22 protein-coding genes are annotated in these 19,188 nt (G+C 71.2%); 5 read left to right on the forward strand and 17 right to left on the reverse strand.

What is annotated here, in order from left to right; translation table 11 throughout:
- Positions 1-9: 9 nt before the first annotated feature.
- Positions 10-1,608 carry a protein translocase subunit SecD gene (gene secD / locus KF737_RS10740; protein WP_296454250.1) on the reverse strand — a complete coding sequence of 533 codons (1,599 nt, stop codon included), beginning with the start codon at positions 1,606-1,608 and terminating at the stop codon, positions 10-12.
- Positions 1,609-1,619: 11 nt separating this feature from the next.
- Positions 1,620-1,925, reverse strand: coding sequence for a preprotein translocase subunit YajC (gene yajC, locus KF737_RS10745; RefSeq protein WP_296454252.1), 306 nt, complete (start codon positions 1,923-1,925; stop codon positions 1,620-1,622).
- A gap of 110 nt (positions 1,926-2,035) precedes the next feature.
- On the opposite strand from yajC, the gene KF737_RS10750 reads away from it, so the two are divergent.
- The gene (locus tag KF737_RS10750; protein ID WP_296454253.1) at positions 2,036-2,875 is read left to right on the forward strand and encodes an ATP-binding protein; all 840 of its coding nucleotides are present in this window, start codon (positions 2,036-2,038) and stop codon (positions 2,873-2,875) included.
- A gap of 56 nt (positions 2,876-2,931) precedes the next feature.
- Here KF737_RS10750 and KF737_RS10755 read toward each other — a convergent pair whose 3' ends face one another.
- Positions 2,932-3,141, reverse strand: a complete 210-nt coding sequence (locus KF737_RS10755; RefSeq protein ID WP_296454255.1) for a cold-shock protein — start codon at positions 3,139-3,141, stop codon at positions 2,932-2,934.
- A gap of 296 nt (positions 3,142-3,437) precedes the next feature.
- Here KF737_RS10755 and KF737_RS10760 point away from each other — a divergent pair, with 296 nt between their 5' ends.
- Positions 3,438-3,647, forward strand: a complete 210-nt coding sequence (locus tag KF737_RS10760) for a DUF2188 domain-containing protein (protein ID WP_296454258.1) — start codon at positions 3,438-3,440, stop codon at positions 3,645-3,647.
- Between the two features lie 5 nt (positions 3,648-3,652).
- The gene (locus tag KF737_RS10765; RefSeq protein ID WP_296454260.1) at positions 3,653-3,904 is read left to right on the forward strand and encodes a hypothetical protein; all 252 of its coding nucleotides are present in this window, start codon (positions 3,653-3,655) and stop codon (positions 3,902-3,904) included.
- A gap of 6 nt (positions 3,905-3,910) precedes the next feature.
- Here KF737_RS10765 and KF737_RS10770 read toward each other — a convergent pair whose 3' ends face one another.
- From KF737_RS10770 to serS, 4 genes are all read right to left on the reverse strand, one after another.
- Entirely contained in the window at positions 3,911-5,686 is a 1,776-nt protein-coding gene (locus KF737_RS10770; RefSeq protein ID WP_296454263.1) for a LysM peptidoglycan-binding domain-containing protein, read from the reverse strand.
- 100 nt (positions 5,687-5,786) lie between these two features.
- Positions 5,787-6,443, reverse strand: coding sequence for a protein-L-isoaspartate(D-aspartate) O-methyltransferase (locus KF737_RS10775; protein ID WP_296454265.1), 657 nt, complete (start codon positions 6,441-6,443; stop codon positions 5,787-5,789).
- A 1-nt stretch (position 6,444) separates the two neighbouring features.
- Positions 6,445-7,218 (reverse strand): 5'/3'-nucleotidase SurE, encoded by a 774-nt coding sequence (gene surE, locus KF737_RS10780; protein WP_296454266.1) that lies wholly within the window; start codon positions 7,216-7,218, stop codon positions 6,445-6,447.
- A gap of 139 nt (positions 7,219-7,357) precedes the next feature.
- Entirely contained in the window at positions 7,358-8,638 is a 1,281-nt protein-coding gene (gene serS / locus KF737_RS10785; protein ID WP_296454268.1) for a serine--tRNA ligase, read from the reverse strand.
- A 110-nt stretch (positions 8,639-8,748) separates the two neighbouring features.
- Here serS and KF737_RS10790 point away from each other — a divergent pair, with 110 nt between their 5' ends.
- Positions 8,749-9,411: a hypothetical protein gene (locus tag KF737_RS10790; RefSeq protein ID WP_296454270.1), complete on the forward strand. Its 663-nt coding sequence runs from the start codon at positions 8,749-8,751 to the stop codon at positions 9,409-9,411.
- Positions 9,412-9,686: 275 nt separating this feature from the next.
- Here the strand turns inward: KF737_RS10790 and tatC are convergent, their stop codons facing one another.
- The 9 genes from tatC to KF737_RS10835 all read right to left on the reverse strand — a co-directional run bounded on the left by tatC (position 9,687) and on the right by KF737_RS10835 (position 17,740).
- A complete protein-coding gene (gene tatC, locus KF737_RS10795; RefSeq protein ID WP_296454272.1) occupies positions 9,687-10,577 on the reverse strand; it encodes a twin-arginine translocase subunit TatC in 891 nt (296 codons plus the stop codon).
- Positions 10,574-11,092, reverse strand: coding sequence for a Sec-independent protein translocase protein TatB (gene tatB / locus KF737_RS10800; protein WP_296454274.1), 519 nt, complete (start codon positions 11,090-11,092; stop codon positions 10,574-10,576). Before tatB ends, tatC begins: the two co-directional genes overlap by 4 nt.
- Positions 11,093-11,165: 73 nt before the next feature.
- Complete coding sequence (locus KF737_RS10805) at positions 11,166-11,372, reverse strand: twin-arginine translocase TatA/TatE family subunit (protein ID WP_296454276.1); 207 nt, start codon at positions 11,370-11,372, stop codon at positions 11,166-11,168.
- Between the two features lie 415 nt (positions 11,373-11,787).
- Positions 11,788-13,683 carry a dihydroxy-acid dehydratase gene (gene ilvD / locus KF737_RS10810; protein WP_296454279.1) on the reverse strand — a complete coding sequence of 632 codons (1,896 nt, stop codon included), beginning with the start codon at positions 13,681-13,683 and terminating at the stop codon, positions 11,788-11,790.
- 81 nt (positions 13,684-13,764) lie between these two features.
- Entirely contained in the window at positions 13,765-14,415 is a 651-nt protein-coding gene (gene scpB / locus KF737_RS10815) for an SMC-Scp complex subunit ScpB (protein ID WP_296454281.1), read from the reverse strand.
- 83 nt (positions 14,416-14,498) lie between these two features.
- A complete protein-coding gene (locus tag KF737_RS10820) occupies positions 14,499-15,344 on the reverse strand; it encodes a ScpA family protein (RefSeq protein ID WP_296454282.1) in 846 nt (281 codons plus the stop codon).
- A 10-nt stretch (positions 15,345-15,354) separates the two neighbouring features.
- Positions 15,355-16,236, reverse strand: coding sequence for an SPOR domain-containing protein (locus KF737_RS10825; protein ID WP_296454284.1), 882 nt, complete (start codon positions 16,234-16,236; stop codon positions 15,355-15,357).
- A gap of 86 nt (positions 16,237-16,322) precedes the next feature.
- Complete coding sequence (locus KF737_RS10830) at positions 16,323-16,556, reverse strand: hypothetical protein (protein WP_296454286.1); 234 nt, start codon at positions 16,554-16,556, stop codon at positions 16,323-16,325.
- A 5-nt stretch (positions 16,557-16,561) separates the two neighbouring features.
- The gene (locus KF737_RS10835) at positions 16,562-17,740 is read right to left on the reverse strand and encodes a deoxyguanosinetriphosphate triphosphohydrolase (protein ID WP_296454288.1); all 1,179 of its coding nucleotides are present in this window, start codon (positions 17,738-17,740) and stop codon (positions 16,562-16,564) included.
- Between the two features lie 82 nt (positions 17,741-17,822).
- Here KF737_RS10835 and KF737_RS10840 point away from each other — a divergent pair, with 82 nt between their 5' ends.
- Positions 17,823-18,155 carry an iron-sulfur cluster assembly accessory protein gene (locus KF737_RS10840; protein ID WP_296454291.1) on the forward strand — a complete coding sequence of 111 codons (333 nt, stop codon included), beginning with the start codon at positions 17,823-17,825 and terminating at the stop codon, positions 18,153-18,155.
- Positions 18,156-18,260: 105 nt separating this feature from the next.
- Here KF737_RS10840 and KF737_RS10845 read toward each other — a convergent pair whose 3' ends face one another.
- Positions 18,261-19,055, reverse strand: coding sequence for a hypothetical protein (locus tag KF737_RS10845; RefSeq protein WP_296454293.1), 795 nt, complete (start codon positions 19,053-19,055; stop codon positions 18,261-18,263).
- Positions 19,056-19,188: the final 133 nt, after the last annotated feature.

Genomic DNA, 19,188 nt, shown 5'->3' on the forward strand with positions numbered 1-19,188 from the left:
TCGGCGTCTCTACTCGATCGGCAGGGCTTTGGGCTTGGCGGCGCGGAACCACCAGCCGATCAGGACCTGGGTGATGACCACGGCGGTGAACACCGAGGTGACGACGCCGATCAGCAGGGTCCAGGCGAAGCCGCGGATCGGGCCCGACCCGAACTGGAACATGATGACGGCGGAGATGGCGCTGGTGATGTTGGCGTCCAGGATCGACACCAGCGCGCGGCTGTAGCCGTGCTCCAGCGCCATGATCGGTGTTCGCCCGGCGTGCGCCTCGTCGCGGACCCGCTCGTAGATCAGCACGTTGGCGTCGACCGCCACCGCCAATGTCAGGATCAGGCCGGCGATGCCCGGGAAGGTCAGCGTCGCCTGGGTCATCGACATGATGCCGAGGATCAGCAGCACGTTCACGATCAGGGCCAGCGCCGCGAAGACGCCGAACAGGCCGTAGGCCAGCACGATGAAGATGATGATCGCGATGCCGCCGATCACCAGCGAGATCGCCCCGGCGCGGATGGCGTCCGCCCCGAGCTCGGCCGAGACCGTCTGCTGTTCCTGGATCGTCAGCGGCGCGGGCAGCGCGCCGGCGCGGAGCAGGATCGCCAGGTTGTTGGCGCTCTCGGTCGTGAAGTTGCCGGTGATCTGGCCGTTGCCGCCGGTGATCGGGTTGATGATCGTCGGCGCCGAGATGACCTTGTTGTCGAGCACGATGGCGAAGCGCTTGCCGACGTTGGCGCTGGTCGCCTCGCCGAACTTCTTCGCGCCGACCCCGTTGAAGCGGAAGGTCACGACCGGGCGCCCGGTCTGCTGGTCGAAGGCGGAGCCGGCGTCGGTCAGCATCTCGCCGGTGACCAGGGCGCGGCGCTTCACCACATAGAACGGCGCGAGGTCGTCGCCGGGCACGAGCATGGTCCCCGGCGGAACGCGGCCCGACTGCGCGGCGGCGAGGTCGGCGGTCTCGTCGACCATCTGGAAGGTCAGCTTCGCGGTCTGGCCGACGATGGCCTGCAACTTCTTCGGGTCGCTCTCGCCCGGCGCGGCGATGGAGATGCGGTTCGCGCCCTGGCGGCGGATATCCGGCTCCTTGGTGCCCAGTTCGTCGATCCGGCGGCGGATCACCTCGATGGACTGGTCCACGGACTTGGCCGCCTGGGCCTGCAGGGCCTGGCTGACGAAGGCGATGCGGATGCGCTGGTCGCCTTCCACGCTGATGGTCACGTCGCGGCCGCCCGCGGCGCCCGCAAGCGGCGCGCCCAGGGTCTTGCGCAGCGCCCGGGCGGCGGCGTCGACCTGGGCCGGGTCGGTGATGCGGACCACGACCTCGCCGTTCACGACGCCCAGGCCGCTGAACTGGATCTCGGCGTTGCGCAGTTCGGTGCGCGCGTCCTCGGTCAGGTTCGTCAGCCGCTCGGCGCGCAGCGCCTGGGTGTCCACCTCGTAGAGCAGGTACGACCCGCCCTGCAGGTCGAGGCCCAGGTTCAGGACCTGCCTGGGCATGAACGCCGGCAGGCTGTCGCGCGCGCTGGCCGGCAGCACGTTCGGGAGCGTGAAGAAGATCCCGTAGAGCGTCGCCAGGACGACGAGGACGATCTTCCAGCGGGCTACTTTGATCATCGGAAGGCTGCTTAGGCCTTGGAATCGTTGGCCGGAGCCGGTTCGCCGCGGCTGCGGACATCCTGGATCATGCCCTTCACCACCTTCACGGTGACGCCGCTGGCGATCTCCAGGCCGACTTCCTTGTCCTCGACGCGGACGATCTTGCCGATCAGGCCCGACGAGAGCACGACCTGGTCGCCACGCTTCAGGCCGCCCAGCATCGCCTGATGCTGCTTCATCCGGCGCTGCTGCGGGCGGATCATCAGGAAGTAGAACAGCACGATCAGCAGGATCGGCATGCCGATGACCTGGATCAGGGCATTGGGGTCGTTCATCTCGTCTCCGGAAAGGTGGCCCTGGGTACGGCCGGAAATCGGGTCGGCGGAAGCTATTCGCAAGGACCTGCTTTTGCAATGGAACCGGCCACAGTGTTAGGCAGCGGCCGATGGACGCCGATCTCAAGCCTGTTCTCACCCGTATCGCCGAGGCCCTGGAGCGGCTCGCCCCGCCCGCCCCCGCGGCCGCGCGTTTCGACGGCGCGCGCCTCTTCCGCCACGACCCGGCGACCGGCGCCTTCCACCCGGCGCCGGACTATCCGCTGGCGCTGGAGAGCCTGGTCGGCGTCGAGCGCCAGAAGGACCGGTTCCTCGAGAACCTGCAGCGCTTCGCCGCGGGCCTGCCCTCCAACCACGCGCTGCTCTGGGGCGTGCGCGGCACGGGCAAGAGCTCGCTGGCCAAGGCGGCGTTCATGGCGGTGGCCGCCGACGCGCCGGACCTGAAGCTGGTCGAGGTCGACCGCGACGAGGTCGTCACCCTGCCCGCCCTCTTCGACGTCCTGCGCGGACGCGCCGAGCGGTTCCTGGTGCTCTGCGACGACCTCTCGTTCGAGGAGGGCGCGGCGGCGGCCAAGGCGCTGAAGTCGGCCCTGGAGGGCGGCGTCTCGGGCCCACCGGCCAACGTGCTGTTCGTCGCCACATCGAACCGCCGCCACCTGATGCCGCGCGGCCACCAGGAGGATCGCGGCCTCGTCGCCGCCGCCGAGGACGCCGAGGAGGAGGTCAGCGTCTCGGACCGCTTCGGCCTCTGGATCGGCTTCCCGCCGATGGACCAGCCGACCTACCTCGCCGCCGTCGGCGCCTATGCCGCCCGGTTCGGCCTGGAGACGTCCGACCTGGACCGCCGCGCCCTGCAATGGGCCCAGCTCCGGGGCGCCCGCTCGGGCCGCGTCGCCTGGCAGTTCATCCGCGACCTGGCCGGCGAACTCGGCAAGCCCCTGCCCCTCTAGGCGCAAAGAAAAAGGCCGGCGGAACGCCGGCCTCTTCCCCGTTCGATCCGTGGGCTTCAGGCGCTCTGAAGCTGGCCGGCCGACATCTTGCCGCTGCGCTTGTCGCGCTCGAGCTCGAAGCTGACCTTCTGGCCTTCGTTCAGGCCGGCCATGCCGGCGCGCTCGACGGCCGAGATGTGGACGAACACGTCCTGACCGCCGTCCTCAGGCTGGATGAAGCCGAAACCCTTGGTGGCGTTGAACCACTTCACGGTGCCTACTGCCATTTTTGTTCCCTTTCCGGGGTGCAAATATTTTGCGCCATGTGCCGACGCTTGCATCAAATTCTCGGAGAGGGTCGTGGGGGAATTCCGTATCGGATCTCTGAAAAATCCGGACCGGAAATCTCGCGAGCCAGTGCGATATTCGAGCGTGAGACCATACGGTATTCCTGGCTCAGGGCAAGGATTTCGTCCGAATTATTGCCCGGGCAGGCGACAGGAGCGTGAATTAACTCTAGAATACGCGCTTGCCTGCGACGCGCCCGGTGTGGCCCGACGCCACGACCCGATGGAGCTTCCCGATGCGCAATGGTCCGGACCGTGACGTGATCACGGTGGTCCGCCACCCCTCCGGCTGGGCTGTCGAACACGGCGGCGAAGTCAGCGACGTGACGGCCAACAAGGAAGAGGCGAAGGCCGCCGCCAACAAGCACGCCCGCGCCGCGATGGACGCCGGCCGCCCCTGCATCGTGCGCGTCTTCGGCGAGCACGGCTTCTTCACCGCGGCCTAGGCCCGATGCCCGCGCAGCCCCCCCGCCGCAAGCCGCCCGGCCCTCACTTCCGCGCGCAGATCGAGGCCGCCGAGGCCGAAGGCGTGGCGAGGGAGCACATGACGCTGCGCCTCACCATGGCCGATGTCGCGAACCTGAAGCGCGACCGCGAACTCCCGGTGACGGACATCAGCTTCGCGGACGGCGTCATGCGGTATCTCGGCGTGAAGGTCGAACAGGGCGGCGTGGCCGAGAGCGTCCTCGACCGCGGCGCCTGACGCCGCCTACTGGGGCAGCACCAGCGTCGGGTTGACCGGCCGCGCCCGCTCCTGCGGGGTCGGCGCATAGCGGACCTCGAAGTGCAGTTGCGGCTCGGACACGCCTCCGGACGAGCCCGCCTGGCCGATCTGCTGGCCCTGCTCGACCTTCTGCTGCATGCGCACGTCCACGCGGCCCATGTGGCCGTAGGCCGTGACCCACCCGTCGGCATGCTTCACCAGCACGAGATTGCCGAAGCCCGGCACCTGGTCGCCGGCGTAGACCACGTCGCCCGCCGCGGCGGCGCGCACCGGCTCGCCCGCCGGCGTACGGATGTTGATGCCGTCGTTGCGCTGGCCGCCGCCACGGTCGCCGAAGCCCGAGATCATGTCGCGGCCGTTGACCGGCCAGGCGAACAGCCCGCGGCCCATCTGCATGATCTGGGCGTCGCTGACCTGCGGGCTGGCGGTGGGCGCGCCGACCGGCGGGCCCGAGGGGCGGTAAGGCTGCGGCGCGCTGGGCAGCACGACCGGCGGCCGCGGCGCCGAGCGCGGCGGCGGCAGGGTCTGGCCCGTCGGCGGCGGCGTGTCGAACGACGACGGCGGGCGCTGAGGCGACGGAACCTCGATCGACGACGCGGGACGCTGCGGCGACGTGGTGGTGGCGCGCGGCGGCGTGGGGTTGCTCGCTTCGATGGGGCCGCGGTCGCGGTAGCCGGCCGGCAGGCGCAGCTTGCGCCCCGGGCCGATGGCGGCGCCGCGCGCCAGGCCGTTGGCGGCGCGCAGCTTGTCGACGGTGGTGGAGAACCGCTGGGCGACCTTGGCCAGCGTGTCGCCGCGCTCCACCACATAGGCCTTGGCCGTGCCGCCCGGCCCGTGGATCGTCTGGCCCGGCTGCAGCCGGTAGGGCTGCTTCAGCTTGTTGAGCCTGGCGAGTTCGGAGACCGACGAGTCCAGTCGTCCGGCGATCCCCTCCAGCGTGTCGCCCTTGCGGACGCGATAGGACTTCCCGGGGGTGTCGATGTTCACGACCCGGCCCGTGACGTCCAGCGCCCCGCCCGAGGACGAGGCGGGCGGGACCGTCACGCGCTCGGCCTCGCGCTCGCGGCGCGGCGGGGGCGAGTTGCGCGGCGGCGTGGCGACGACCTGCTCCTCGGGCGCGGCGGCCTCTTCCGCGGAGGCGGCGCCGGGAATCTTCAGCGTCTGGCCGGCGGCGATGGACGACCCCCGCAGGCCGTTGGCGCGCCGCAGGTCCTCGACGCCGACGCCGAAGCGGTTGGCCAGCGCGAAGAGGGTGTCGCCCGACTTCACCGTGTAGGTCCCGGCCGCGGCCTTCGCGGTCTTCGTTCCGCCGGCGGCCTTCGAAGCGGGCGCCGGGGCCTTGGCCTTGGGGTTCTTCAGCACCTGGCCCGGCTGCAGCCGGTAGGGCTGCTTCAGGCCGTTGGCCTTGGCCAGGTCGTCCATGCCGACCCCGAGCCGGCTCGAGATCGCGGCCAGGGTGTCGCCGCTGCGCACGGTGTAGGTCGCCGCGGGCGCCGTGGCCGCGGGTTTCCGCGTCCGCGCGAAGGCGTCCACCGCGGGCGGTTCGAACGCCAGCACGGGCGCGCGGTCGATCGCGGCCACCGCGGCGCTCTGGGCGGGCGGCGCGGTTTCCACCGACACGGCCGGCGCGAGCGCGACCGGTCGCCCGGGCGGCGGGATCGCCACGGTCGGCGCGAAGGCGAAGTCGTTGGCGGTGGCGCACGCCGTCAGGGCCGAACCGGCCAGGAGGATCAGGACCGTGCGTCCGAAGTTGTAGGTCATCGCCGCTCCGGGGGGCTTGTCGAGAATCATCGGGGCGTGGAGGTGGGATGATGGCGGCGAGCCGGCGCCCCCGCCAACCCCCGCCCACAACACGAAAAGGTCAGAGCTCCCTGGCGACACCGTCCAGGAGAGGCACGAACCGCACGTCGATCAGGTCCTCGATCTCATACCCGCCCTTCCCGTCGCCCGTGTAGCGACGCAGCGTCTGGACAGGCCCCTTCCCGATCGGCGCCACCAGGATCCCGGTGGGCTTCAGTTGCGAAAGCAGAGCCTTGGGCTCACCTGGCGCCGCCGCTGTGACCATAATGCGGTCGAAAGGCGCCTGTTCGGGCCACCCCTCGCCGCCGTCGCCGAACTTCGTGATCACGTTGGTCAGGCCCAGGTCCTTGAACCGGCCCTCGGCCTCCTGCTTCAGCGTCCGGTAGCGCTCGACTGTGTAGACCAGGCGCGCCAGCTTCGAGAGGATCGTCGTCTGGTAGCCCGAGCCGGTGCCGATCTCCAGGATGCGGTCGCGCTTGTCGATCTTCAGCGCCTGGGTCATCAGGCCCACGATGAACGGCTGGCTGATGGTCTGGCCGCAGGCGATAGGCAGCGCGGAGTCCTCGAACGCCCGCTCCTTGAAGAGCTCCTGGGTGAAGATCTGCCGCGGCGTGGATTCGATCGCGCCCAGCACCTTGGCCTCGGTCACGCCCTGGCTGCGCAGCGCCAGGATCAGGCGCGCCATCTGGGTTTCGGGCGTGTCGGCGGGTTCGGACATCTCAGGCCTTGGGCGGAACGCCGCCGAGGCGCCCCTTCAGGTCGTGGACCGTGGTCTGGTGAGTCAGGTCGATATGCAACGGGGTGACCGATATCTTGCCATCGTAAAGCGCGCGCAGGTCGGTGCCCTCGGGGGGGCTGGAGCGCAACTGCCTGAATCCGACCCAGTAATAGTCGCGGCCGCGAAGGTCGGTCCGCTTCTCGTTGTGGCGGATGTGGAAGTCGCGGAAGCCCTGCCGGGTGACCTCGACCTCCCTGATGCGGTCGACTGGCCCGTTCGGGAAGTTGATGTTCAGCACCACCTCGGCGGGCCAGCCCAGCTCGACCAGCTTCTTGACGATGCCCGGCCCGAAGGTCTCGGCCGCCTCGAAGCTGGTCCCTTCCTCGTAGAAGCCCATCTGCGACAGCGCGATGGAGGGCACGCCCAGCGCCATGCCCTCGATGGCGCCCGCCACCGTGCCCGACATGGTCACGTCCTCGGCCAGGTTCGCGCCGCGGTTCACGCCGGACAGCACCAGGTCGGGCCTGGGACCCGGCACCAGGTCGTTCACGCCCAGCATCACGCAGTCGGTCGGCGTGCCGGTGGTGGCGAACCGCCGCTCGGAGAGCTGCCGGACGCGGATCGGGTCGGCGAGGGTCAGCGCGCGGCTGGCGCCCGACTGCTCGTACTCCGGCGCCACGACCCAGACGTCGTCCGACAGCACCGCGGCGATCCGCTCCAGGGCCGCCAGGCCGTCGGCATGGATGCCGTCGTCGTTGGTGATGAGGATCCTCATCAGCGACATCCCTCCCCTTCAGGGGAGGGACAGGCGCCGCAGGCGCCAGGGTGGGGAAACCGGGCAACGGCGGGGAGGATCGAGGTCTCCCCACCCTGACCGCTTCGCGGTCCGTCCCTCCCCTGAAGGGGAGGGATAATCATGCCTTCCCTCCGATATGCGTGATGCCCGGCAGATAGGGGTGCAGCGCCTGGGGGATGGCGATGCGGCCGCCCTCGTCCTGGTAGTTCTCCATGATCGCCACCAGCGTGCGGCCCACGGCGAGGCCAGAGCCGTTCAGCGTGTGGACGAACCGCGTGCCCTTCTCGCCGGCCTTCTTGGTGCGCGCGTCCATGCGGCGGGCCTGGAAGTCGCCGCAGTTCGAGCACGAGCTGATCTCGCGGTACTTGCCCTGGCTGGGCAGCCAGACCTCGAGGTCGTAGGTCTTGCGTGCGCCGAAGCCCATGTCGCCCGTGCAGAGCAGCATGGTCCGGAACGGCAGTTCCAGGCGCTTCAGCACCGCCTCGGCGCAGCCCACCATCCGCTCGTGCTCTTCCTCCGACTTCTCGGGGGCCACGATCGAGACCAGCTCCACCTTGTTGAACTGGTGCTGGCGGATCATGCCGCGGGTGTCGCGGCCGCTCGCGCCGGCCTCCGAGCGGAAGCAGGGCGTCAGCGCCGTGAAGCGCAGCGGCAGCTCCTCCTCGGCCACGATCTGGTCCATCACCAGGCTGGTCAGCGGCACCTCGGCGGTGGGGATCAGCCAGCGGCCGTCGGTGGTCTGGAACAGGTCCTCGGCGAACTTCGGCAGCTTGTCGGTGCCGTAGGCCGCCGCGTCGTTGACCAGCAGCGGTGGAGCGACCTCCAGGTAGCCGTGCTCCTGCGTCTGCAGGTCCAGCATGAACTGGCCGATGGCGCGCTCCAGCCGGGCCAACTGGCCCTTCAGCACCGTGAAGCGCGCGCCCGACATCCGCACCGCGGCCTCGAAGTCCAGAAGGCCGGCGCTCTCGCCCAGGTCGACGTGGTCCTTGGGGTTCGAGATCGCGAAGGGCTCGCCCCAGCGGCGGACCTCGACGTTGTGGTGCTCGTCGGCGCCCGCCGGCACGTCGGGGAACGGGATGTTCGGCAGCGACGACAGCAGCGCCTTCAGCGCCTCGGCGGCCTCGCGCTCGGCCTCGGCGTGCTGCGCCTGGCCGGCCTTCAGCGCCTCGACCTGCGCCATCAGGCGCTGGGCCTCGTCCTCGTCCTTCCGGGCCTTGGCCTGGCCGATCTTCTTGGACGCCTCGTTGCGCTCGGCCTGGGCCGCCTGCCCCGCCGTCTGGGCGGCGCGCAGCTTCGCATCCAGCGCGATCGCCTCCGCCGCCTTGCCGGACGACCCCTTCGCCGCCCAGGCCTTCTCGTAAAGCTCGGGGTTCTCGCGAATGGCTCGGATGTCGTGCATGGGGGTCCAGGAGGTTTGAGCGGCCCTCTCTAGTGCGCGTCGAAGGGGGCGCCAAGCTTGCCGCCCGGCCCGGGCGCCGCGATGATCACCCGTTGGCGTCGGGGGTGTGCATGAAGCTCAAGCTTGCCGCGATGGTTGCGACCCTGCTCGCGTGGCCCCAGGCCGCGCCCGCCGCCGGCGACCTGACGGCGGTCCGCGTCGGCGGCGACGAAATCCGCGTGCCCGTGCCCGACGGCTACTGCCCGCCCGAGGGCCGCTACGCCAACATCGCCCAGGTCACCGACGCGATGGACAGCCAGAGCATCACGTACCTCGCGCTGATCGACTGCGAGGCGCTGGCCGCCGGCGCCAACCTGCGCCGTTACCTCTTCCTGCGCGCGCCGAAGGCGATGGCCGACCAGAAGCTGACCCGCGCCGAGCTGATCGAGCGCATGGGCCCGATCCCCGAGACGCCGCTGAACCTCGCGCTCGGCAATCCCGCCTGGGAGCAGGCCAGGGCCGAGGCCGAGCGCGCCGCCGGCCGCAAGCTGAAGGTGGGCGCCGACATGCGGCCCGTCGCGCGCGACGCCAACGGCTACTACGTGGCGGGCGTGATCCGGCTCAGCGCCGGCGCCGAGGCGCGGCCGACGGCGGTCGCGGTCGGCGCGACGGTGGTGAAGGGCCACGTGCTGGCGGTGACCAGCTACATCGCGGGCTCGGACGTCGAAGCGTTGCGCGAAACGCTCGACGTGGCCAAGGCGAGCGCCAAGGCCATCGCCGAAGCCAACCCTTAGGGTCCCGGCATTCGCCTGGATGAGCGGGAGTTGTTGGATCAACTCAGCTCGCGTTGGACCTGGCCACCAGGGTCCGCACTCAATTACAGATGTTTGAAAGTAACGTAGATTCAATAATATAGATCGTCATCCCGGCCGCAGCGTAGCGGAGAGCCGGGACCCAGGACCACCGGACCCGGAGCTTGAACCCCCTGGGTCCCGGCTCTACGGGCCGAATACGGCCCTCCGGCCGGGATGACACTGTGTTCTTGCGGCAACCCTATCGAGTCCGGACCCTAGGCGGCGGCCTCGGCCGCGGCATCCTCCTTGCGGCGGCGCAGTTCGATCAGCTTCACGCAGCCGATCGACAGGAAGTAGAGTCCGATGATGGGCGCGGACAGCAGGAGTTGGCTGATCGGGTCGGGCGGCGTCACCACCGCGGCCACCACCACCACGCCCAGCACCGCGTAGCGCCAGCCCTTCCACAGCATGGCCGAATTCACGATGCCGGCCATGCCCAGCAGCGTCAGCACCACGGGAAGCTGGAAGCAGAGGCCGAAGGCCAGCAGCAGCGTCGTGACCAGGGTCAGGTAGTCCGACACCTTGGGCAGCATCTGCACCTGCACGCCCGTCGCGCCCACGATCTGCTGCGACAGCGAGAACCACAGCACGAACGGCAGGATCACGTAGTAGACGAGCGCGGCCCCGGCCAGGAACAGCACCGGCGAGGCCAGCAGGAACGGCAGGAAGGCGCGGCGCTCGCGCTTGTAGAGCCCCGGCGCCACGAAGGCGTAGGTCTGCCAGGCCAGGATCGGGAAGGCGATCACCACCGCCCCGAAGCCGGCCAGCTTCAGCTTGGTGAAGAAGAACTCCAGGGGCGCGGTGAAGATCATGGCCGGCGCGCCGCCGGTCACCGCCGCCAGGCTCTTCATCCCGATCAGCACGAACAGCAGGTCGAACGCGCCGTGCGCCTCGCCCTTCTGCTGGGCGGCGAAGATCTGCCCGGCGAGCTGGAACGGGTGCAGCAGGAACTCGTAGATCTGGGTGGCGAAGCCGAAGCAGCCGATGAAGCCCACGACCACCGCGGCCACGCAGACGATCAGCCGCCCGCGCAGCTCGATCAGGTGGTCCAGCAGCGGCGCGCGGCTGGCCTCGATGTCGGCTTCGTCGGGGTCGTAGTCGCTCACGCCTTGGCCCCCGTGGCCTTTTCGGCCGTCTTGCGGGCGCGCGGCTTCTTCGGCTTCGGACCGCCCTCGACGATCGGCCTGGCCTCGACCTTCGCGGCGGCCGCTTTCTTCGCCCGCGGCTTGCGCGCCGGCTTGGCGGGCTCGTCCGGAACCTGCGCGGGCGGCGGCTCGGTCGTGGTGTCGTACTGGTAGCTCATGGGCGGGTGGAGCTGCACGCCCACGTCCGACAGGCTCTGCTCGATCTCGCCCACGGTGGAGCGCATCGCCTCGTCGTGGCTCGACAGGTCGGCGAACTGGCCGCGGCGCATGGCCTCGACCTCCTTGCGCAGCTCATCCAGCTCGGACTGGCGCGCCATCTCGTCGAAGCTGGAGCGGAACTCGGCCGCCATGTTGCGCAGCTTGGCCACGAACTGGCCGAGCTTGCGCAGCATCACCGGCAGGTCCTTGGGCCCCACGACGACGAGGGCCACGACCGCGATGACCAGCCATTCTAATCCGCCGACGTCGGGAAGCATCCGGGTGGCCTAATGAGAAGCGCCGGCCGCATCAAGGCGGGCCGGCGCGGGAATCCACGTGGGGCGCGGCGGATCAGCTCCGCGCGCTGTCCTTCTCGTCCTTCGGGAGCGACTTCGAGGCGTCCTGGCCGGGTTCGTCGTCGCCCTTCAGGCCGTCGCGGAAGGCGCGGATGCCCTTGGCGGCGTCGCCCATCAGGCCCGACAGCTTTCCGCGGCCGCCGAACAGCAGGAGCGCGACCACGAGGACCGCAAGAACGTGCCAGATGCTGAATGCGCCCATCGCGCTGATCACTCCCTGAGCGGCGCACTCCGCGCCGCCGTTGTCTCACGCGGCTATATAGTCGCTCCGTCGCCCCCAAGCCAACGCGGCGTTTTGGTGGGCAGTGGGAATGCCCGCCAACGACCCGACAACGCCTCACCCCCCAGCTTCGTCATGGCCGGGCTTGTCCCGGCCACCCATACGCGCCAGCCTTGCCGCAAGGGGCGGGGTCAACCCGCGCCGTGGTCTGCACCGCCTGAGTTCATGGGTGGCCGGCACAAGGCCGGCCATGACGTTCAGAAGGATGGAAGGCGGCGGTCGAGGGCTCGCGGGCGGTGACGCTTCGCGGGCCCTCGACGGGCGAACGGAGTCGCCCAGCCGACCCTCACCCTGCCCTCTCCCCTCATCGCGCCTACGGCGCTCGCGGGAGAGGAGGTCACTCCGCCGGCGTCTTGCCGGCCGGGCGGCGCTCGCGGGCGGTGCGGGTGAGCTGGCCGACGTCGCGGACGGCGCCGCGGGCGGCGCTGGTGGTCAGCGCCGCGTAGGCCTGGAGCGCCTGCGACACCCGCCGGGGCCGCGCCGCCGCCGGCCGCCAGCCGCCGTCCGCGCGGGCGTCCATGGCCGCGCGCCGCCGGTCCAGCTCGGCCTCCGGCACCGCCAGGCTGATGCGCCGCGACGGGATGTCGATCTCGATGGGGTCGCCGGTCTCGACCAGGGCGATGGTCCCGCCCTCGGCCGCTTCGGGCGAGGCGTGGCCGATGGAGAGCCCCGAGGTGCCGCCGCTGAACCGGCCGTCGGTGATCAGGGCGCAGGCCTTCCCCAGCCCCTTCGATTTCAGGTAGCTGGTCGGGTACAGCATCTCCTGCATCCCCGGCCCGCCCTTCGGCCCCTCGTAGCGGATGACCACCACGTCGCCCGCCTTCACCTCGCCGGTGAGGATGCCGCTGACCGCCGCGTCCTGGCTCTCGTAGACCCGCGCCGGGCCGTTGAACTTCAGGATGCTGTCGTCCACGCCGGCCGTCTTCACGATGCAGCCGTCCTCGGCGAGATTGCCGAACAGGACCGCGAGGCCGCCGTCCTGGCTGAAGGCGTGGGCCTTGTCGCGGATCACGCCGCCGGCGCGATCCACGTCCAGCTCCTCCCAGCGCCGGTCCTGGCTGAACGCCGTCTGCGTGGGCACGCCGCCCGGCGCGGCGCGGAAGAAGGTCCGCACCGCCTGGCTGGGGTTGCGGGCGATGTCCCAGGTGTCGAGCGCGGCCTTCAGGCTGGGCGCATGCACCGTCGGCAGCCCGGTGTGGATCAGGCCCGCCCGGTCCAGCTCGCCCAGGATCGCCATCACGCCCCCGGCGCGGTGGACATCCTCCATGTGGACGTCGCCCTTGGCCGGCGCGACCTTGCTGAGGCACGGCACCCGGCGCGAGAGCCGGTCGATGTCGGCCATGGTGAAGCCCACCTCGCCCTCGTGGGCGGCGGCCAGCAGGTGCAGCACGGTGTTGGTCGACCCGCCCATGGCGATGTCGAGGGCCATGGCGTTCTCGAAGGCCTCGAAGCTGGCGATCGCGCGCGGCAGCACCGAGCCGTCGTCCTGCTCGTAGTGGCGGCGCGCCAGCTCCACCACCAGGCGTCCGGCCTGCAGGAACAGGTCCTTGCGGTCGGCGTGGGTGGCCAGCACCGACCCGTTGCCCGGCAGCGACAGGCCCAGAGCCTCGGTGAGGCAGTTCATCGAGTTGGCCGTGAACATGCCCGAGCACGACCCGCAGGTCGGGCAGGCCGAGCGCTCGATCGTCTTCACGTCGTCGTCGCTGACGGCGTCGTCGGCGGCGGCCACCATGGCGTCGATCAGGTCCACCTTGCGCGGGCCGGTCGACAGCAGGACCTTGCCCGCCTCCATCGGCCCGCCCGAGACGAACACCGTCGGGATGTTGAGCCGCAGCGCCGCCATCAGCATGCCGGGCGTGATCTTGTCGCAGTTGGAGATGCAGACCAGGGCGTCGGCGCAATGGGCATTGACCATGTACTCGACCGCGTCGGCGATCAGTTCGCGCGACGGCAGCGAGTAGAGCATCCCGTCGTGGCCCATGGCGATGCCGTCGTCGACGGCGATGGTGTTGAACTCCTTGGCCACGCCGCCGGCCGCCTCGACCTCGCGCGCCACGAGCTGGCCCAGGTCCTTCAGGTGGACGTGGCCGGGCACGAACTGGGTGAAGGAGTTGGCGATGGCGATGATCGGCTTGCCGAAGTCGGTGTCCTTCATGCCGGTGGCCCGCCAGAGGCCCCGGGCGCCGGCCATGTTGCGGCCGTGGGTGGAGGTGCGCGAGCGATAGGGAGGCATGGCGAGGCGTATCCGTAAGCGACTTTGCCCCTGCGCTTAGCAGACTGGCCGCCTTTTGCGGAGCGCTAACGGCGCCGCGACCTACGCGTCGGAGGGTTCGTCCTCGCCCAGGAAGTCCACGTGGAACTCCGGCGCGTCCGCATCCAGGGAGTCTTCATCGGCGCCGGCCAGGTTCGGATCGGGCATCGCGAAGTCGGCCGGCAGGTCCAGCGACAGCAGCCCCGCCGCCTTCATCTCGGCCATGCCCGGCAGGTCCGCCAGGCTCGCGAGGCCATAGTGCTCCAGGAAGGCGTCGGTGGTGCCGTAGGTCACCGGGCGCCCCGGCGTCCGGCGGCGGCCGCGCATGCGCACCAGGCCCAGCTCCAGCAGGACGTCCAGCGTCCCCTTCGACGCCTGCACGCCGCGCACCGCCTCGATCTCGGCCCGCGTCACCGGCTGGTGGTAGGCGATGATGGCCAGCGTCTCCTGCGCGGCCTTCGACAGGCGGCGCGGCTCGTCGCGCTCCTCGGTCATCAGCCAGGCCAGGTCTTCCGCCGTCTGGAAGCGCCAGCCGCCCGCCACGTTGGCCAGCACCACGCCGCGCCCCTGGTACATCTGCCCCAGCTCGACGATCGCGCCGAGCACGTCGGCGCCCTCCGGCAGGCGCTGCGCCAGGTCCTCCTCGGTCAGCGGGCTCGCGGCGGCGAACAGCAGCGCCTCGATCTCGCGCGCGGTCTCGCGATAGTCGCTCATCGACAATCCCTCCCCTTCAGGGGCGGGACAGGCGCCGCAGGCGCCAGGGTGGGGAAACGTGGATCGTCTCGCATGTCCGGCCCCTAGATCCCCACCCGGCTCGCCGGCTCGCCACCCTCCCCCGAAGGGGAGGTATTGCGGCGGGCCCGCAGGTAGATGTCGGCGAACGCCTCCAGTTGCCGCGCCTCCATCGCCCCCTCCTTCACCAGTTCCAGGCTGGCCGAGAGCGTCGAGGCGACATAGCTCGCGCGGCTGGGGCCGGCCGTGGGCGTCCCCATCGGCGCGATCCCGCCCAGCGGCGTCCAGCGGTCGAGGTCGGGCAGCAGGCGGCGCAGGCGGTCCCGGGCGTCTTCCAGCGGATAGGCCTGGGGCGTCGCGGGCGTGTACTGGCGCTGCGCCTCCTTCCGCCGCTGGCCGATGTAGGCGCTCATCAGGCTGTAGAGGTCGCCCTCGATGCGGCCGGACGGGACCACGCGGATCGCCTCGGGATCGCCGCGCACGAACACGTCGCGGCCCAGCAGCGGCCCGGTGCGGAGCGCCTCGGCGGCGTTGCGCATCGCCTCCAGCTTGGCCAGCCGGAACGCCAGCCTGGCCGCCATCTCCTCGGCCGGCGGCTCCTCGGCCTTGGGCTGTTCGGGCTTGGGCAGGAGCAGCCGCGACTTCAGGTACGCCAGCCACGCCGCCATCACGAGGTAGTCGGCCGCGAGGCTGAACCGCCGCCGGCGCGCCTCCTGCACGAAGGCCAGGTACTGCTCGGCGAGCCGGGTCACCGACAGCTTGAGCAGGTCCACCTTCTGCGTGCGGGCCAGCGCCAGCAGGACGTGCAGCGGGCCTTCGTAGCCCTCCAGGTCCACGATCAGCGCCTCGCCGTCCTCCGCGGCGACGGCCGCGGCGGCGAAGTCGAGGGACGGCTGGAAGCCCTGGCTCATCCGGTCCTCGTCACCGCACGAAGCAGCTCTTCCCGGCCGCCTGCAACCGCGCGCAGAACGCCTGGGCGTCGGCCTTGGTGGCGAAGCCGGTGACGAAGGTGCGGTAGAGGCTGCCGCCCTCGATCTTCTCGACCGCCTTGCCCTTGCCGGCGGCGAGGCCCGGCGCGGCCGAGACCGCCTCGCTCCAGGCCCTGTCCGCCAGCGCCGTCGAGCTGACGGCGCCGACCTGCACCCGCGCGGCGCCCGACGCGGCGACCGCCTGGGGCTCGGGCGCGGCGGGCTTCTTCTCGACCGGCGGCGGGGGCGGCTTCGGCGCGGGCGCTGCGGCGACCTGCCTGGGCGCTGGCGTGGGCGTGGGCGCCGGCGTCACCTTCTGTACGGGCGCGGCGGCCTTCGGCGGCGGGGCCGCGGGAATCGTGGGCTTCAGCGCCGCGGCGGTCGCGGCCGGCGGCGCGACGGTCGCCGCCTTGGCCGGCGGCACCGCCGGGGCGGGCGGGATCTGGGCGACCACGACCGGCGTCGTCGGGCGCGCCTGCGGCTGTTCGGGCGGCGCGGTGAACCTGGGCTCGTCCGGCATCGTCTCCATCTGGCCGCCGGCTTCCTCGCGGTAGATCTGGAGCTGGGCGTCGGCGTCCTGCGGCTGGGCGGCCGCGGGCGCGGCCTCCTTCATGCCGGCCACCGGCGCGCCGACCACCTGCGGGGCCTCGCCGGCCTCCCGCACGCCCTGCTGGTAGAAGACGAAGATCGCGGCCACCAGGGCGGCCAGCACCAGCACCGACAGGATCAGCGTGAACGGGATCGGCCGCGCGCCGCGCACCGGCTGGCGGGGGTCGAAGCTCAGCGGAGCATCGGAGGTCGGCGGCGCATACGCGCCGCGCTCATGGTCGGACATCGCAGGGCTCCGAATCGCGCAGTACCGGAGAGTTTAGCCCCGCAACGAAGGCGCGCGTGCGGCGCCGCGCCGATTTCTGTGGGCGGTCAGCGCGCCCGCAGGCCCTCCAGCGCGCTGGTGTCCAGGGCATAGCGGTGGAAGCAGGCCCGCAGCTCCTGGAGCTCGTCGCGCGACACGGCGCCGGCGCGAAGCTGGATGTGCAGGTCGCGGCCACGCGACTGGACGGCGCTCACGGCCCGGATCCGCTTCAGCCAGCCCAGGAACGCCGCCTCGTCGCCGGCCGAGTGGTACATCGGCGCGCGCACGATCAGGGTCTCCACGGCGCCTAGCTCAGCACGTCGAGGTGGAAGAGGTTCCTGTGCTCGGCGATGGCGTAGCGGTCGGTCATCCCGGCGATGTAGTCGCAGACCACCCTCGCCCGCCCCGCCTCGTCGCGGCCCTGGCAGCGCGCGTTCCATTCGGCGGGCAGCACGTCGGGCTCGGCCATGAACAACTGGAACATCTCGGCCAGCATGCGCCGCGCCTGGCTGCGGGTGCGGTTGACCTTCCAGTGCCGGTACATCCGCTCCATCAGGAACGCCCGCAGTTGCGCCAGCTCCTCGACCATGTCCCGCGAGAAGGCGACCAGGGCGTGGCCCAGCATCCGCACGTCCTCGGGCGAGCCCACCTTGCCGACCGCCGCGCGCCACGCCGTCTCGGCCAGCACGTCGTCGACCATGGCGCCGATCATCCGCCGCACCGCCTCCAGGCGCAGGATGCCCGGCTCCAGCCCCGGATAGTCGGCCCGCGCGCTCACCACGTTCGGGCCGATCAGCGGGACCTCGGCCAGCTCGTCGAGGTTGAAGAGGCCCGCCGCCACGCCGTCGTCCACGTCGTGGTTGTTGTAGGCGATGTCGTCGGCCAGGGCGGCGACCTGCGCCTCGGCCGACGCCCAGGTGTCCAGGCGCAGAGCATACTGCGCGTCGAACTCCGAGATCGCGCTCCACGACGGCTTGGCGAGCTGGTCGATCACCGGCCCGTTGTGCTTGATGACCCCTTCCAGCGTCTCCCAGGTCAGGTTCAGGCCGTCGAAGCGCGGATAGCGGCGCTCCAGCCGGGTCACGACCCGGAACGTCTGCACGTTGTGGTCGAAGCCGCCGTAGCCCTGCATCTGCACCTGCAGTTCGTCCTCGCCGGCGTGGCCGAAGGGCGGGTGGCCGAGGTCGTGGGCCAGCGCGATCGTCTCGGCGAGGTCGGCGTCCAGGCCCAGCGCCGTGGCCAGCGACCGCGCGATCTGCGCCACCTCCAGGCTGTGGGTCAGGCGGGTGCGGAAGTGGTCGCCCTCGTGCGCCACGAACACCTGGGTCTTCTCCTTCAGCCTGCGGAAGGCCGTGGCGTGGATGATGCGGTCGCGATCGCGGGCGAAGTCGGTCCGCGTGCGGCTGTGCGCTTCGGCGACCTTGCGGCCCCGCGACGCGGCGGGATTCTCGGCGAAGGGCGCGCGCTGTGGGAGGGATGAGGCCATCGGACCCGTCTGTACAAAGGCCTCTTGGTCGAAGCCGCCTGCGCCCTCATATAGTCCAGGCCCGAGGTTCGTCTAACAGAGCATGATCACCAGCGACGTCACCCTTTCGCCCGCCGCCGCGGGCCGGATCCTCAGCATCGGCGCCCGGGAAGGTCGCCCGATGATGCTGCGCGTGGCCGTGGAAGGCGGCGGCTGCTCGGGCTTCCAGTACCAGATGGACCTGGTCGACGAGGCCGGCCCCGACGACCTGCGGGTCGAGCGCGACGGCGCCACCGCCCTGGTGGACGTGATCTCGCTGGCCCTGCTGAAGGGCTCCGAGATCGATTTCGTGGACGAACTGGCCGGCGCCGAGTTCCGCGTGCGCAACCCCAACGCCAAGTCCAGTTGCGGCTGCGGCGTCAGCTTCTCGATCTAGGCCGGCCCGGGCCGTCGTCCCGGCGGGACCCCATTCGAGAGTCCTGCAAATCCTCCGCTCATCCCCGCGCATGCGGGGATGAGCGGGGTATTGAGTTCGCCCGCCCTAGGACGGCCCCAGCGGGCGCGGGGCGGGCTCCTGGCCGGCTTCCTGGATCCTGATCCCCTTCGGCGGCTGGAAGAGCTGCGGGCGGTCCGGCAGGCCCTGGCGGTATTCGTCGTAGCGGATCACCACCCGCGGCTGGCCCCGGTAGAGGTAGCTCACGATCAGGGGCGCGTTGCGGCGCGTGTCCATCAGGATCGCCACCTGATGCTCGCCCATGGTGGCGGTATGGACCGCCGCCTGGATCGACCCCCACGGCACGCTCTGCAGCGCCTGCGGCGCATAGGCGGCCACGAAGGCCGGTTCGCAGCCGAACTCCAGGGACTGCATCGCCGCCGGCAGGCCGGGCACGGGCGGCAGGATGGGCGCCCGCACGGTGAGCTGCGGCCCGGGGTCGGTCGCGTGGCGCCCCTGCCGGGTGGCCTGGTTGTAGGTCCAGATGTCGGGCTCGGCGATGATGACGATCGTCATGTCACCCCGCGCCGGATCGGGCGACTCCTCGCTGCGCAGGAACCTGTCGCCCTGGCGCCATAGCTGCCGCGGCTGGGCGCCGCGGTCGGCGGCGGCGAGGCCCGGCGAGGTGTTGCGGATCGTCGCCTTGAAGAGCTGGGCCGGCGCGCACGTCGTCAGGCCGGGCGTATCGAGCGATCCCTCCAGCGGGGCCTCCGCGTCGGGCGGCAGGGGCTTCGCCGGCTTGATCGGCACGACGGGCGGCACGTCCACGCCCGGCGGATCCTGCGCCGACGCCGAGGTGGCGACGAGCGCCATGGCGCCCGCCAGGGCCAGCCGAATCGTCATCTCCCGCCGCCGTCGCATGTGGCCTCCCTCGGCCGGATGGACCCACGCGCGATCCGCACGGTCAAGCCGGTTCGCCCATCGCCCGGGCAACCCTTGAGGCGGCGCGCGGCCGCCACTAGCCTGCCCTGCGCAA

It is taken from the genome of Phenylobacterium sp., assembly GCF_019636135.1.
GTDB lineage: Bacteria > Pseudomonadota > Alphaproteobacteria > Caulobacterales > Caulobacteraceae > Phenylobacterium.